Here is a 14,646-nt window from a genome sequence, read left to right as displayed (position 1 = left end):
TGCTTGGTATCACCTATCTCCCTGGTGGATTGACAACGTGCATCCCCCGGAAAAATATAGGCGTCAGCCAATTCAGAAGAAAATGGCATTGACTGTCAATGTTACAACCAAGGATTGACTATCTGCAGGTCAATTACGGCAGACATTGACACACTATCCGCCAGCCGCACGCTTGCTTCAGACCGAGCATTGACACTCTAGTGCTCGCTGGACAATTGCATCCCACTTGACCACCCGTTTGCATTGCCAATGACCTGTCATTTGCATTCCACCTGACCAGCTGTTTGCGTCGAATTTGACCAGCACAACGGGAGCGCCTTGACCGGCAGCTGGCGGCCGGAAGCGGGCATTGGGTGACTGGATTTCTAAATCTATATATGAGGCCGACATTTAATCGCCAAAACTGAACTCTTGTGTGCAATCTCATGCCATCCATAGACACACCTACGTCGAATTCGTAAGCTTCGTTGAGGTCTTGTCGTCTAACCCCTCGCCTTTCGACACAGTTTTTTGGGCTCAGCGGTTGCATGTAGGCAAGGAACTGATGCGGTATTAGTAAGGGAAATCTACAACTCATGACTATGCAAGGACCGTCCAAGCAGATCCTATCATTGACTCCTGAGCAAGTTGAGGCCATTCGCAAACGCTGGCATCAAAGCTCTTCTTTCATAGGGTATCCAGACGCCGAACGTGATACGGCTCAAGATAAGTGGTTCGACAATTTACTAGTCCGACCAGATTGGTTTGATAATGCAACGGCCACAACGGTGACTGTCGCTGTGGCACGAAAGGGCGCAGGGAAGTCCGCCGTTCGCCTTACTAGCATTGAGCGTCGCAAAGAGGATTCTCAAACCTTAATTGTGGAGGCCTCAGCGGACGAGCTTGCATCGTTACATGCCGAACGTCTGGCGAAGGCAACCGAACGTGGATACGGCGCAGTTGCCGATTGGATGCAGATTTACGCAGACATGATTTGCAGGCGGCTTGCACATGACATGAGCGGACGTTTACTCACCAGCGATGACGATATTGCATTACGTGCTTGGGCTATCACTAAGGGTATAACCGAGCGAGACTTCGGAGAACGTATAGCCGACGTAATTAAGACACTTGTTCCGTGGGCAAAGAACATTGCCTCCGAAAACGCAGCGCAAGAAAAGAATAGTGTCGAAAGAATTGCCCGCGTTGCACAAGCAACTAATTTCGCCCTTTATGTAGACGATTTTGACAACTTGCAAGAAGCGGGCGGCGCTACAAGTATTCGATTGATTCGAGACGCTATAGAGGCAGCAGATCGAATCACTCACAACAACTTAAATGCCGAAGTCCATCTCTTTATGCGACAAGATTTGTGGTTAAATATAAATCCCGGCTGGCATTATTCTGACAAGGTGAGTGGTGTCGTTCATCTTAATTGGGATGTGAGCGATTTGAGGAAATGGACTGCAAATAGACTGCGTTTTGCGATTGCGGCAGCGCTAGGGTGTGAACCTAAAAAAATTCGGGTGCCTTTCGATGATATGTGGCATGTATTCTTTACTCCAGAAGTCACGCTAAAGAATAAATCGACGAGTGATTCATTTAGTTATTTTGTCCGCCGCTCAATGTATACGCCGCGAAGCCTCAGGGCCATGATCAAGTTTGCACTCGACGGGTCAGAAAGACTGCCGGTCACTGACTTAGAGATTCAAGATGCAGAGTGGATTTACTCCACTGACCAGCTCGAATTCTTAAAAACTGAATTTGGTGGACTTTGTGTCGGATTGGATATTTGTCTGCAATCTTTTACTGGCAAACCTCTCGAGTGGATTGCATCTGACCTATACAAACATCTCCGAGGCCTAATCGGGAATGGTCAAGTGAAGCTCCATAAAGGCGTCTCCTACGGTGAGCCCGATATCGCGCTCGCGCGTTTTTTATATCGGATAGGATTTATGGAGGTTCGATATCCAGAAGATGAGCGATACGAAGTGCGTGATGTAATGCGTCATCCAGATCATTGGAAAAGTGTGAGAACGGACGACGCTGTACGATGGGCGGTTCGAAGCGCTTTCTTCAATGGCTTAAAGTCGCACCGCTCTTAACTCCTGAGAATAAAAAATATGTGCATGGGATTTAAACGCAGTTTGTAATGGACATGGATTGGCGCAGTCGGTTGCTATCGCTAAAAGCAATCACCCTGTGACTGCTATTTCTGGGTCGATAGCGGCTTAGGCTGAACCACTTTTATTCCCATAAAAAGGCAGCTTAGGGTCGAAAAAGTTCGACCTTGAGCATCCGCTTTTGGCCGAACGCGGTAACTCATAAGCGACTGCTTTCGGCCAAACGTGTCCTTTGGGTGTAGAGGGGACGCTCAACGTTTTATTTTTTAGCTCTCAAGCGATTTACTTTGTACAACTTAAAAGCCGACAGATAAAAAATAGAGGGCTGAATATGAAGATAGGATGGAAGACTAAAAATAGCAATTTGAAGCCCGAAGAAATTATTAAAAAAATTGAGAGTATAAAAAAAATAACCGTTGATGGTCGAGTGTCATTCGAAGCCTTTGAATATCACAATGCCTTCGCAAGCCTTTTCTCAATGATTGAGTTAACGTCAAAATCGGACGGACTAAATCTTGACTCAATTCTGTCCAGAAGTATTTCAATCACTGCTACGGCAGGAGTGCTCACTAAAGATGCGCTAATGGAAAATATTCAGAAAATTTGTCGAGCTGAGCTCGCTACCAGAGAAGAAAAATATTGTTTCCTCACTTCTGTATCCATCAACCCTGCTCACCTGACTCTTAAGTCAATATACATTGAAGATACACATATAAATTTATTTTCTGGAGACTATCCTAAAAAATACTACTCTAGGAGCCGGGAGATTAAGGCATCTCACCGTACGTTGAATGACGAACATGAGCAATATTGCAAGGTTAAGATCCAGTTGAAAGCCAAAACCGACCAGGGAGCCACGACGAAAGCACTGAGAAGCTTAGACATACTCAGAGCGATTATGGCGTTATTTGGAAATTCGAGTATGGAGCTAATGGGCAATAAACAGGCCGCCATAAATAAAGTCAGGCTGGGGCAGACGCACACACTACACTACTTTAGTGGCAAGCCAGCAAAATCGACTGTATGGTATGAACCATATTTTGAAGCAGGTAAAGTATACTCACCATCGAAGCCGGAAGTATTTGGTAAAAACGTCAAGTGGGCTCTTTCAAGATTAAAAATATGCAAATACGGTAGAGTAATAAAGGACTCGCTACTTCGATACGTCCGAGCACTGGATGAAAGAGAACACAATTCGGCTCTTATAAGGCTTTGGGGCGCACTAGAATGTCTTGCATCACCATCTGACTCAAATAAAGATGGCATACCTCGACGCTGCGCTTTCTTATTCGAAGAAAGCGAGTTTCATCAACAAGTACTTGAACACCTTCGTGAACATAGGAATCAGAGCGTACATGCCGGCGAAGAAAGCGAGCGCGCTAAAACATATTGTTATCAAATACAGTTTTATTTCAGAGAGCTCATCTTATTTCACCTACGCCGATCCGACGACTTCCAGTCTTTAGCCGAAGCTAACCAGTTTCTCGACCTGCCAGCGAAACCAAGCGATCTACAAAGAAAGATTGATCTGTATAAAAAGGCGTTAGAGTTTCAAGGCGGGTCTACGGATATCCAATGACGCCATTGCAGAAAAGCTCATGAGTATCCACTACTCGATCCCGAGTAGTGCTTGCGCGGAGGAACGTAAGCGGATGGCGAACACACCTACCGAACTCCAGTATTTAGGGCGATGGTGTCCGCGTATTTTAAGCGGACGCGATCACCCTTATCGCCAGGATTTCCATGCGCCAACGCAGCTCTTACCCCAAACCATTTAAAGCCCAGGTCGTCCAGGAATGCTTGCAACCTGGAGCGACGATTTCCAGCGTAGCCATCCATCACGGCATCAACGCCAACGTGATCCGCAAGTGGCTACCGATTTACCGGGATCAATCACCCGCAACTCTGCCGGCCTTCATCCCCGTACAAGCTGCACCCAAGCGCGCAACAGAAGAGACGGTGATCATCTCACTGGTTCTGGGCGATAAATCCGTCACCGTAAAATGGCCAGCCTCAGATCCGGACGGCTGCGCGTGTTTTATCCGTGGCCTGGCCCAATGATTCGTATCGACTCCATCTGGCTCGCCACCCAGCCCATGGACATGCGGGCCGGCACTGACACTGCACTGGCCCGGGTGGTTGCCGTGTTCGGTGCGGCGAAGCCGCACTGCGCCTACCTCTTTGCCAACCGCCGGGCCAACCGCATAAAGGTGCTGGTGCATGACGGCGTTGGTATTTGGCTAGCGGTGCGACGCTTGAATCAGGGCAAGTTTCATTGGCCGGGCATCCATCTTGGCGCGGAGGTCGAACTCGACCCCGAACAACTCCAGGCGCTGGTACTTGGATTGCCTTGGCAGCGAGTAGGTGCAGGCGGCGCAATTACATTGCTCTAATACCTGGCTTATAGCTGTGACCGGAGGACTGCTTTGGTAAAATCCACGGCATGACTTCTTTGCCCGATCTCGATCAAATGCCCCCTGAACAACTGCGCGCGCTGGCTGCGCAGCTGATGTCCAAGGTCGACACCATGGGCAGAAAGATCCATCGTGATGAGACGATCATCGAGCAGCTCACCCACGAAATCGCCATTCTCAAGCGACACAAGTTTGCTAAGCGCAGCGAGCAGATCAGCCCGGCGTAAGGCAGCTTGCTCGATGACCTGCTTAATACCGACCTCGAAGCCATCGAGGCCGACTTAAAAGCACTTCATCCCGCACCCGCGCAGATAGAACCACGCCAGCAACCCAAGCGTGCGCCGTTGCCGCCGCAGTTCCCGCGCACTGTGATCCATCACGAGCCGGACAACACTCAGTGCGCTTGCGGCTGTCAGCTTCAGCGCATCGGTGAAGACGTCAGCGAGAAGCTGGACTACACGCCGGGCGTGTTCACCGTCGAACAGCACGTTCGTGGGAAATGGGCCTGCCGGCAGTGCGAAACACTGACCCAGGCCCCGGTGCCGCCGCAGGTGATCGACAAGGGCATCCCCACTGCCGGCCTGCTGGCGCAAGTGATGGTGGCCAAATTCGCCGACCACCTGCCGCTCTATCGACAGGAAAAGATCTTCGGCCGTGCCGGCCTTGCCATCCCGCGCTCGACACTAGCGCAGTGGATGGGTCAAACCGGCGTGCAGCTTCAGCCGCTGGTCGATGCGCTGCGCGAAGCAGTGCTGGCCCAGCGCGTAGTCCACGCCGATGAAACACCGGTACAAATGCTGGCTCCAGGAGAGAAGAAAACCCACCGCGCTTACGTCTGGGCCTACTCGGTACCTAGGCCCCTATCGATACACGGGTACAGGTAAAGCTTTGCTGGTTTCAGCCGAAACATTCCGAACGGAGAAAAAACTGGCTACGGCAGGCTACTACTGAACCATCCTGGGCTCTATCAGACGTCGACTTCATAGAACGTTCGCCTTGGATAGCTTTAAACAACATCTTCAAGCCCTGAGGCCTGCCATGCTTAGAAATGCTCCTTTGAGTACAAAGCTACTGCTTATTTTGATGTTTCCCCTGTTGGGCTTTCTGGTCTTCGCCGGGATTTTTGTAGCTGACAAACGGGAGACACTGAGCGAGATGAACCGAGCGGTCACCGCTACCGGCACCGCGCAGAAACTCAGTGACGTAGTAACCACTATCCAGCGTGAGCGCGGCGCAAGCGGCGTGTTTCTGGGCAGCGGTGGTAAGACGATGCAGGACAAGTTGAAAGTCTTACGCCAAGAAACCGACCGTGCGGTGAGCGCGATGCATGCGCAATCGACCGAGGGTCTTATCGCGCCTGACAAGATGCTGCGCGCAATTGATGGTTTGGCCGGACTGCGTCAGCAGGTGGACACGCTCGCAATCAATAACGGCGAGTCCGGCACCCGATTCACCGATCTTATCAAAAATTTGATCGGCTTCTCTTACTCACTGGAAACCAGCATTGAGGATCCGGAAATCCTGCGTGGGCTGAGTTCACTCAATCAGTTCGTAGACATGAAAGAGCGCTCTGGTCGAGAGCGTGTACTGCTTGGCCTGGCATTCAACCAAAACCGTTTTGATGCGCCGCTGTTGTCACGTTTCAGCCGCAACATGGGCGAGTTCTCCGGCTATTTCGAGGCCTTTCAACGCTGGGCTCCTGCCGTGTTCAAAAATAAGCTGGATGCGGTTCTACAACAGCCCGCATCCGTCGATGTAGCTCGCCTGCAAAAACTCGGATTTGATACGCCTCTAGGCGATCCGCTTAATATCAAACCCGAAGACTGGTTCAACCTTTCCACCAGCCGTATCGACATGATGGCTCAGGTCGAGGCTGAACTGGGCCAGACGGTCGTGAGCCTAGCCAATGTCGCGCGTACCGATGCCCAGCGCAGTCTGTATGTCGCAATAGCCACCGTCATTCTGATGTTGATTGCGGTGCTGTGGCTCGCTTCGGTGATTATTCGCAATATCAAAATCGCTGTGGTCGACGTGAACCGCACCCTTATTTCGCTATCCACGCGTGACCTAACTGCCAGAACCCGTTACACCGGCAGAGACGAGTTTGGCGAGATCTCGCGTAACCTGGATAACATGGCCATACAGATCGGTGAAGTGATCCGTGAGATCGGGAGTGCCACGGCGCAGGTCGCGACCGCCGCCGAGCAGTCTTCGGCTGTGGCCCTGCAAACTAGCAATAACGTCGTCCAGCAGCGTCAAGGCACCGATCAGGTGGTCACTGCCATCAGCGAGATGAGCGCCACGGTCAAAGACGTGGCGCGCAGCACTACCGACGCCGCAGAGATGTCGCAGCGCGTTAATGCCAGCACTATGCAGGGCAAGGCTGAAATCGAGAACACCATCAGCTTGATCAAAGGGCTTGAGGTTCAGGCCGAACAAACATCCCGAATCATTGAGGAGCTCAAGGGTGAAAGCTATTCCATCTCCTCGGTTTTGGATGTGATTCGTGGTGTAGCAGAGCAAACCAATCTGCTAGCTTTGAACGCTGCCATTGAGGCTGCCCGTGCCGGTGAGCAGGGTCGTGGATTTGCCGTGGTCGCCGATGAGGTGCGGAATCTGGCCAAAAAGACTCAGGATTCCACCGTCAGTATCCAGAAGATGATCGCCAATCTGCAATCCGGCTCCGACCGTGCCGCCACTTCCATGCAGGAAACTCTAGGGAAGGCTCAAGAAGGCGCGAGCAACGTAGTGCGCGCAGGGGAGTTGCTAGAAGAAATAGCCGAGGGCATCGCGACCATCAGCGACAGCAACATACAGGTCGCCTCGGCGGCAGAACAACAGAGTCAGGTTGCCGAGGAGATCCACCGCAACGTAAACGACATCAACACTCTGGTTATCCAGGTCAGCGCCGGTGCTGAACAAACCGCCGTCACCAGCCGCGAGTTAGCCCGCTTGGCCGAGCAACAGCAGGGGCTGGTGGGACGGTTCAAGGTGAACTGAGTTACAAGTTTTTTTACCGGATGCTCAAATGCCCGAGAGAACGACTTTCGGGTATTTGAGGATTGGTAGATGAGAGGGTGACGCGCCTATAAGGGCTACTTTGCTCAACGCGATAAACGAGGCTTTTCATGACGCCGGATGAGGTCAGGCCATGGATTATCAGCCGTCCTACGGCTTTCTGAAGGACTGCTTATACCGATTTCTGTCCTTCGTGAACGGCAGCTTCGGGTTGATTTACACCGGTCAGGCTCGGCCATTACCGAAATTGGCTGCATGGCCCATGCCCGCCGAAAGTTTTTTGATCTACACGTCGCGAATAAAAGTCAGTTGGCCGAACCAGTCCTACACTCGGTTGGAGGCCTGCAGGAAGTTGCCGGTTCAGCGGGCGTGTGAAATCGACCAGTTGCTGCCGCATAAGTGGCAACCGGCTCAATCACCTAAGGCGTGATGGCCGGACGCTTACAATTCACATTCGGTTTGACAGCGTTAGGAAAGCTTACTCGGACTCTGACGACTACACATTACGGCACACATTGACTGCCTGCTTTTTAGAAGTTGCAAAGCTGCAAGGTTCCAAGCCCGTGAGGGAAGCGAGTCAGTCTTATCTGACTAATATTGACATTTGAGTCAACCGGCCATAGAGTTTTCACGGTAGCCCTTGAGGCACTTGAGCTTTAACCCCTTGAGGGATTTGCAGAGCCCGGCTAATTTCCGGGTTTTTGCCTTTCTGAGACTTCTGCTGACGCGGCTGCCACCAACATACTGAAACTTCATGCTCCGTCCGCTCCCGCAGCTTGATCGCCATCTCAAGATCTAGATACGCCTCCTTGTCAGCCGATAGCGATCCGGCGTCTTTGGCCTTAGCATGCAGCCAGGCCCTGCTTTTCTCATAGTCACTGCAGAACACGAATATCGACCCCATGCAGAAAGCTGAAAGCCTAGTGCTGCTGAGTTTGCCTGAGAATCATATCGAGCTCGACACAATGAGTCAGTTGGAGCAGGCTTCCAGAGAAACCTGCATCTTTCTGATCAAGCGGTTTTAATCGTGCCAGTCGGTTCAAGCTGAGTTATTTCGTCGTCGCAATGACCAAGCTGCGCAAGAAGTTCTCTTGGGCGGCTACCCCGTCAACACGGAAATTTTCGAACAAGCTCACGCCGAGGTGAAGGTCATGCCTTTGTCACTACGCAGCAGGGATTCGACCTTTGCCGAGTGGCCCGAGCGGCTATAAGCCATCGAATGTTCCAGCTCGCGCACCCGTTGCCACAACTTCATATTCTGAGCCAGCACGTTGTCACGCTGCATCTGAGCGATTGATAGCGTTTTTTCCAGCGCGGCCAGCTGACTTTCCATCTGCCGGATTTTTTTGCCGCTAGATGAACCCGCCCCTTTGCTGGCCTCTGCCCGAACCGCCTCGATTTGAGCCAGTAGCGGTAAATGCGCTTTACGCGACTTCTTCAAGTAGCCACGATCAAATCCAGCCTCCAGACTGACAATGCTGGCAGTGAGTTTCGACAGGTCTAAAGCAACATGCTCGGGCACAACAGGCTTACCAACCAAGAGGCGCTGCAAGGCTTGCTCGCAAGCGCCCACCCCCTTGCTTGTTCCGTCACCAGACTTCATGGTTAAACCTCCACCGAGTCAATCAGACGGGCTTTGAAGGCGGTTAAACGCTCAATGTCGCCCTTCACAATTTGATATTCGCCCGAGCCTTCTGCGTAACTGTACAATTCATTCTCCGCATCCTCAATCGCCGCATTGAGCTTATAAGGCTTGATAATCGCGCCCTCGCAAGACAGGCATTCCGTGTAGTCACCGAGCAAGAAGGAGTAGCAACGGCCCGCCTTAGTACAGCCACCGAGCAGTGTCGGACGGTAGCTAATTGCACCGCTTTTAACCCGTTGTTCGGTGTCAGCGCGGACATCTTCAATCTGAATCTCACCCGCCTTAACCCGCTCTTTCTGTTTCTCCATGTACGAGCCGGTGCCGCCGAACAGCGGTTCCTCATTAAACAGAAGATCGGCAATCAACTGGTTCGACACCGACATGGGCACGGCCATCTGATACTCGAAGGCGAAGTGATTGCTTGGCAGCACAAAGTCCTTCTTCTTGTCGTCGTAGTAGCCAAAAATGGTGCGCAGGTTATCGTAGCCATTCGCGTAATAGCGCGACATTTCAATCGTCATGTGCTTGAACTGCGCCCGCAGCGTCGGCAAGGAAAGAAAACCGCTACTGCTGCCATAGAATGCCAGCGAGCGCCGAAACTGATGACTTGTCAGCGGCCAGGGCTGGCCGGCAGCAAACGCTGGCTCATTGTAAAAGTCACGAGAAGGATCGCTCTGCGCCAGTTCCTGCAAGTCCTCTGGCTGGATCGACAGCCCGTGCAAAACAGTTCCTTGTGTCCCTCTAGCCTTAAAACTCGTCACGCCAACTTCGGCACTGTTCCGCGTATAACCAACAATGGAAGGGTTGAGAAACAGCGGGCAACGGGCTTCCAACTCGATTTTGTAGAGTTTGGCGAGTCCGCGACAAATCGCCTGGGCGACTTCGACCGCCCTGACGACCTCCCTCGGCGCGAACCATGCGGCTTCTTTGTTGTAGCCGGTGAACTTTGTGGTGGTCGAGAGGACATTTACTGACCGCGGCTTATCACGTTCAATGCCCTGGTCATCGACGACCACCTGCCTGACGACTTGATCGGACAAACAGTAATACGGCATTCGCATCACCTCTTGATCGCGCATGCCGGTATAGAGGTGGATCAGCGTTTTCACCACATACTGCATTCGGAGCAAGCGCAGTTGCAGATTTCTCCTCCCAGAACACTCAAACTCACCGGCAAACACCGAAGTCAGACCATGATCCTTGATCGCTTGCCCCATGTCGGGCCGCCGGTGTGCCTTGCCACCAACACCCAAAGAATTCTGTCTGTCATGAGTAATGCCGTAATGCTCATCAGCAAAGCAGGCGATAAAGGACTCGAAACGCCCAACGCCTACATAAAGCTGATTGAGCAGGTCGCCAGTAAGATTGATGAGATTCAAATAGATTCGTGTCGGAATGACTGGATGCTGCTTGTGCTCTGGTCGTGACAGATCAAATTTGGCGGGATTGATCACGGCATAACCCAACCGTTCTTCGCCCACCCTGGCCAAGCCTTTCAAAACCCCAGAAAAAACCTTTTTATCGAAGCTACTTTGGCCAATAAAAGCCGCCAGATAAACCGGCACGGTAAAGATCTGCCGCAAGGACAGCACGCCAACCATGGGCTTCTGTTTCTGCTCATAGCAGAACTGAATGGCTAAGCGCAGCAAGAGCCAATACTGGCAAAATGTGCTTGCGCTCAGCTTACCGAGTCGCCCGCCACCGGCAAAATAGATCATGCAATACAGCAGATGTCTGGCTTCTTCGATCAGCGCCTGCTGCTGTAGGCCACTTTCGTTGAATACCGTATCAAAACGTATTCGCGCGAGTTTTTTTGCACTCAGCCGGTATGGGTTAAAGTCCCAAACGCGTTCACCGTATACCGCCGTGGCGTTGCCTTTCGCATCACGACAAAGAACGAAATCGGGTGCGGGCTTGCCGTAGAGTTGCGGCGCCTTATCTGGCTCACTGGTTGGCGAAAACTGGCCGCTGGAAAAGAGACTGCCGATGGACTGGACAACAGCGTTCAAAATACCACTCCCATTTTTTCATAACGGCTCAGACGGCTTTCCCAGAAAGGCGTGAGCTCACCGTATTCAAACACCTTGGCCTTGATCGCTTCGACCAACTGCTTCACCGCATTCGAACGCTCGCCAAGCGCCTCAAGGATGAACTCGATTCGGATCGACAATTCTTTGTAGAGCGCTTCAGCATGAGCCGAATCGGGCGCGGCTTCACGCACCGCATTGATCACATACTGCAAACTCACAATCTTGTGCAGGTCTTCTTCATCGCTGTGACAGATATAGTGCTCGCAGTACAAGCAGCCGTATTGGCTGCGGCAGTTCGGCTCGATTGCAACAGCCCCTAAATCATGCACAGGGATCGGCTGACTGAACCCGTCACAGTGACCCGCCGCCGTTCCGATCTCGCCTTCTGCAGGCCTATGGCTGCGCTCAAACGCGACTTTGGCTGTATGGCGCATGGCCTGCCAAAACTGTCCGAACTCAGCTTTCTGCTGCTCAGGAGTAGCCTCCGAATAAGTCGAAAGATTGACCATCAAACTCTGATTCAAGGTTGCCGCTACCGTGGACGGCGACACGCCAGCGGTATGCATCCCAAGGCTCTTGTACTTGCGCATCTTGCGCGGCGAAAGTCTTGGTACCTTGGGGTCAAGGAAGGTGCCGCTGATGGAGTTGAAGAATTTTTTCATCAACATAGTTGTGTTAAATTCAGAAAATTCGTTATCGGTGCTTGCTAGTTCGCCACTCGCAGGCATCGTAAAGAACAGCCGCTCATGCGACACGCCATTCAGAATCCACTCACGGAGCTTCAGGTACTCCTTGAGCAGCGGCAACCCTGTGTCACGCCCGATGTTATAAAGAGTTGATTTCCCGCCCGCCCGGAACTTCACAGCCGACAACTCTTTCTTGATTGGAGATTTCTCAACCTCGATCGCGTCTATATAGCTAAACTGGTCAAACTCGGTCGGCGTGGCGCCTGTGATCATAAGGAGAAGGCTTGCGTAGGCTTTCGCGGCAAAACCCGCCACTTGAAGCCGGTGCCAGTGGCGCCCATATTCGTTGGCCGCATCCAAACTCGCCTGTGCGTTTAATAGAGTGCGCTCTGCTTCCGATTTTTTGTATAGCCTTCGCCCCAACCTGTCAGCAGCGGCCAAATATTCTTCGACCGTCGCAATCCGTCGCTCGCCGGCATTATAATTAAGCGGCGATGTCTTGAATGGGCCAACCCAACCATGGCTTGATGGAAACACAACCACCTCATAATCCCTGATGCTCACAACAAAGGGATATGGCTGGCTGTTCAGGACGAAAACACTGCATTGCTGGGCAATCGCCAAACAAGCGTCCCGGCACACCTCAACATGGGCAGCGCTGGCTGCCTCAGAGCCTTTTTCGGCAATGATCGGGACCGCACCTGCTAGGATATGGTGACTGTCTTCTGGATAAAGCAGTTCAATAATCCTTGAAACATTCAACTGACTATTTTTCGCACTGACGGGCTTCAATACATGATGGGCTATTTGATGATTCAGGTGCGCGGTATAGTCTCGATAGGCTTGCTGGGCTTGCGCTGCACTGGCAAACATTTCCCTGTAGCCTTGCGCGTTCAGCCAGTCGATAAAATATGCGGTAAGCGTCAATCGCAATAGAACTGTCTTATCACGCAGACCGATAAAGGACTCTAGCAGCCTCACAATCAGTTCACGACGGCTTTCGACAAAAGACTCAATCCCTACCGGCGTGCCGCGATCATCCCGAACGCTTTCATTCTTACCACGCAGCAAATATGCAAAACTGCCAATATCCAACGGCTTCTTCATCACCTTCGGAGACAGTTGCAAACGCAAGCGCTCAGGCTCAGCAAACTCATAGGTGACTTCACTCAGCGTAATAATCTGCGTATTGGCACGATGCTCGAATTGCTGACGACTATTCATCGTGCGCCTCCACCTTCAGCACCGCGTAGCCGCCATTGAACAACTTCCTCTCCCAAACCTCTTGGGCAATGACCTTTTCGTGAGTCATCTTGAACAACTTTAGGTAGTTCTCTGTCGTTTCCCTGGACTCGTGGTGCATGCGCTTCTGAATAAAATCAATGTCTTCGCCCGGTTTCAACTCTCCCTCCTGAACCAATGCCTGCAGGCGCTGGTAGAGCTGATATCCAAAGGTCGCTCGCAGCCAGTGATATGAAAAGTCTTTCGGAAATGGGCTAGAGGCTTTCTGGATCAACTTGCGCTTAACTGTTTCCGTGACCTGCCCTGTCTGCGGCGACTTAACAATCGTATAGCGCGGATCGCTTTTGGCCATGTAGTAGCAGTTACCTTGATCTGAAAGAAACAAATACATATCATCTTCGTCCACCGTCAGACCGGGATGACTTGTCTCTAACTGAGCTAGAAACTTTTCCCTCCGTTTCTTCATCATTGGGCTTTTAGCAAGCGTAACAAGTTCTTCGGCAAGTTGCTTCGGGACGTACAGGACCTGCGGTTTGTCGTATTTCGTATCGATGCCTGTGCAGGGGCCAGCATGTAATTTATAGGCACCCTCCCGCTCCAGTTTGTCCTCTGTAAAGCCTTTCAAATTCTTCAAGCGCATGGTCAGAACGGTTTGCTTGCGGGCGCCCGTCATTAGCGATGTCATTAGGATCAATCGCTCAACTGCAGACCATTCTTTTTCATTGCGAATGGCGGACAGAAATGCACCCAACTCAAGATTATAAAGCGGCCTGAGGTCCTCGCCGTCATCGCGAACGAACCCTAGCTGCACAGAACTACCCGGCGGCGTACGTCGCGTTTGGCTGCGTTTTTCTGCATCTACGACCTTGACACCTTTAAAACCCTGCACGATGAACCGTACCTGCTTGATCGTATCTACACGCTTCATGTCGAGATCATGCCAATACTCGGAAACGTACTTATAAAAGTGGTAGATAACACCTGTGTATTGATTTATCACCTGATTACTGCGGGTGCCTTCGTTAATCAGGTGGTAGAAATACTTGTATGTCGGACGAAGTGGAGGCCGAGCACCGGAGAAGTCGAGCCAATCAAGATTGTTATCCTCACAGAACAACAGGTAATCAAGTAGTTTGCTGGCACGACGCCGAACATCGTCAGTGCGCCGATTGATCGGAGCCTTTTCACGCATTAGGTTCAGCAGATAATCATTAGCCTCTTGCCACGGATATCCATTTAAATGAAACAGAAACGGGAAATTATATAAATCAGGATAGTTTTCTCCACCAACCTCACCAACTTGATACACAATTTCAGAGCCGCTTCCTTCCAGCCGGATTTTTTTTGCGTCGGGCGCTTCACTGACGTAGAGACTTGAGAAGGCGCTTCGAAGGGTCGAAAGAAGAACCAGGCGCGCTTCGTGCTGAGGATTTCGATAGGACATGACTCACCTTTAACGTAGATGAGAAGACAGTATCGATTAGGCGTTTTCGATGCATCCCTAATCAA

The 14,646-nt window shown here is 51.5% G+C and carries 9 protein-coding genes and 2 pseudogenes; 7 read left to right on the top strand and 4 right to left on the bottom strand.

All coding sequences use genetic code 11. The annotated features are described in order from the left end of the window. Positions 1–575 precede the first annotated feature (575 nt). From BFQ00_RS01260 to BFQ00_RS30270, 7 genes and pseudogenes are all read left to right on the top strand, one after another. The gene (locus BFQ00_RS01260; protein WP_065932367.1) at positions 576–2,084 is read left to right on the top strand and encodes a P-loop ATPase, Sll1717 family; all 1,509 of its coding nucleotides are present in this window, start codon (positions 576–578) and stop codon (positions 2,082–2,084) included. Positions 2,085–2,433: 349 nt separating this feature from the next. Beyond that, positions 2,434–3,681: a hypothetical protein gene (locus tag BFQ00_RS28860; protein WP_124427637.1), complete on the top strand. Its 1,248-nt coding sequence runs from the start codon at positions 2,434–2,436 to the stop codon at positions 3,679–3,681. Positions 3,682–3,845: 164 nt separating this feature from the next. Beyond that, positions 3,846–4,163 carry an IS66-like element accessory protein TnpA gene (locus BFQ00_RS01250; protein ID WP_015885959.1) on the top strand — a complete coding sequence of 106 codons (318 nt, stop codon included), beginning with the start codon at positions 3,846–3,848 and terminating at the stop codon, positions 4,161–4,163. After that, the gene (gene tnpB / locus BFQ00_RS29855; protein ID WP_065932365.1) at positions 4,160–4,495 is read left to right on the top strand and encodes an IS66 family insertion sequence element accessory protein TnpB; all 336 of its coding nucleotides are present in this window, start codon (positions 4,160–4,162) and stop codon (positions 4,493–4,495) included. The genes BFQ00_RS01250 and tnpB overlap by 4 nt, the downstream gene beginning before the upstream one ends. Positions 4,496–4,545: 50 nt before the next feature. After that, positions 4,546–5,364: pseudogene (locus BFQ00_RS01240) on the top strand (IS66 family transposase); the annotation flags it as partial. A gap of 235 nt (positions 5,365–5,599) precedes the next feature. After that, positions 5,600–7,516 (top strand): methyl-accepting chemotaxis protein, encoded by a 1,917-nt coding sequence (locus tag BFQ00_RS01235; protein ID WP_043205934.1) that lies wholly within the window; start codon positions 5,600–5,602, stop codon positions 7,514–7,516. Positions 7,517–7,771: 255 nt separating this feature from the next. Continuing rightward, positions 7,772–7,900, top strand: a pseudogene (locus BFQ00_RS30270) (transposase); the annotation flags it as partial. A gap of 766 nt (positions 7,901–8,666) precedes the next feature. Here BFQ00_RS30270 and BFQ00_RS01220 read toward each other — a convergent pair. Genes BFQ00_RS01220 through BFQ00_RS01205 form a run of 4 tightly spaced genes read right to left on the bottom strand, consistent with a single transcriptional unit; the run spans position 8,667 to position 14,581 of the window. Next, positions 8,667–9,137: a hypothetical protein gene (locus BFQ00_RS01220; protein ID WP_065932362.1), complete on the bottom strand. Its 471-nt coding sequence runs from the start codon at positions 9,135–9,137 to the stop codon at positions 8,667–8,669. A gap of 2 nt (positions 9,138–9,139) precedes the next feature. Then, on the bottom strand, positions 9,140–11,188 hold the full coding sequence (locus BFQ00_RS01215) for an integrase (protein WP_065932361.1): 2,049 nt from the start codon (positions 11,186–11,188) through the stop codon (positions 9,140–9,142). Further along, a complete protein-coding gene (locus tag BFQ00_RS01210) occupies positions 11,185–13,119 on the bottom strand; it encodes a hypothetical protein (RefSeq protein ID WP_065932360.1) in 1,935 nt (644 codons plus the stop codon). The genes BFQ00_RS01215 and BFQ00_RS01210 overlap by 4 nt, the downstream gene beginning before the upstream one ends. Next, a complete protein-coding gene (locus BFQ00_RS01205) occupies positions 13,112–14,581 on the bottom strand; it encodes a site-specific integrase (RefSeq protein WP_065932359.1) in 1,470 nt (489 codons plus the stop codon). Before BFQ00_RS01205 ends, BFQ00_RS01210 begins: the two co-directional genes overlap by 8 nt. Between the last annotated feature and the right edge of the window lie 65 nt (positions 14,582–14,646).

It is taken from the genome of Pseudomonas sp. 28 E 9 (assembly GCF_900004785.1).
Classification (GTDB): domain Bacteria; phylum Pseudomonadota; class Gammaproteobacteria; order Pseudomonadales; family Pseudomonadaceae; genus Aquipseudomonas; species Aquipseudomonas orientalis_A.
Note: the sequence above shows the minus strand (reverse complement) of the source record. Positions and strands in the feature narration are given on the sequence as shown.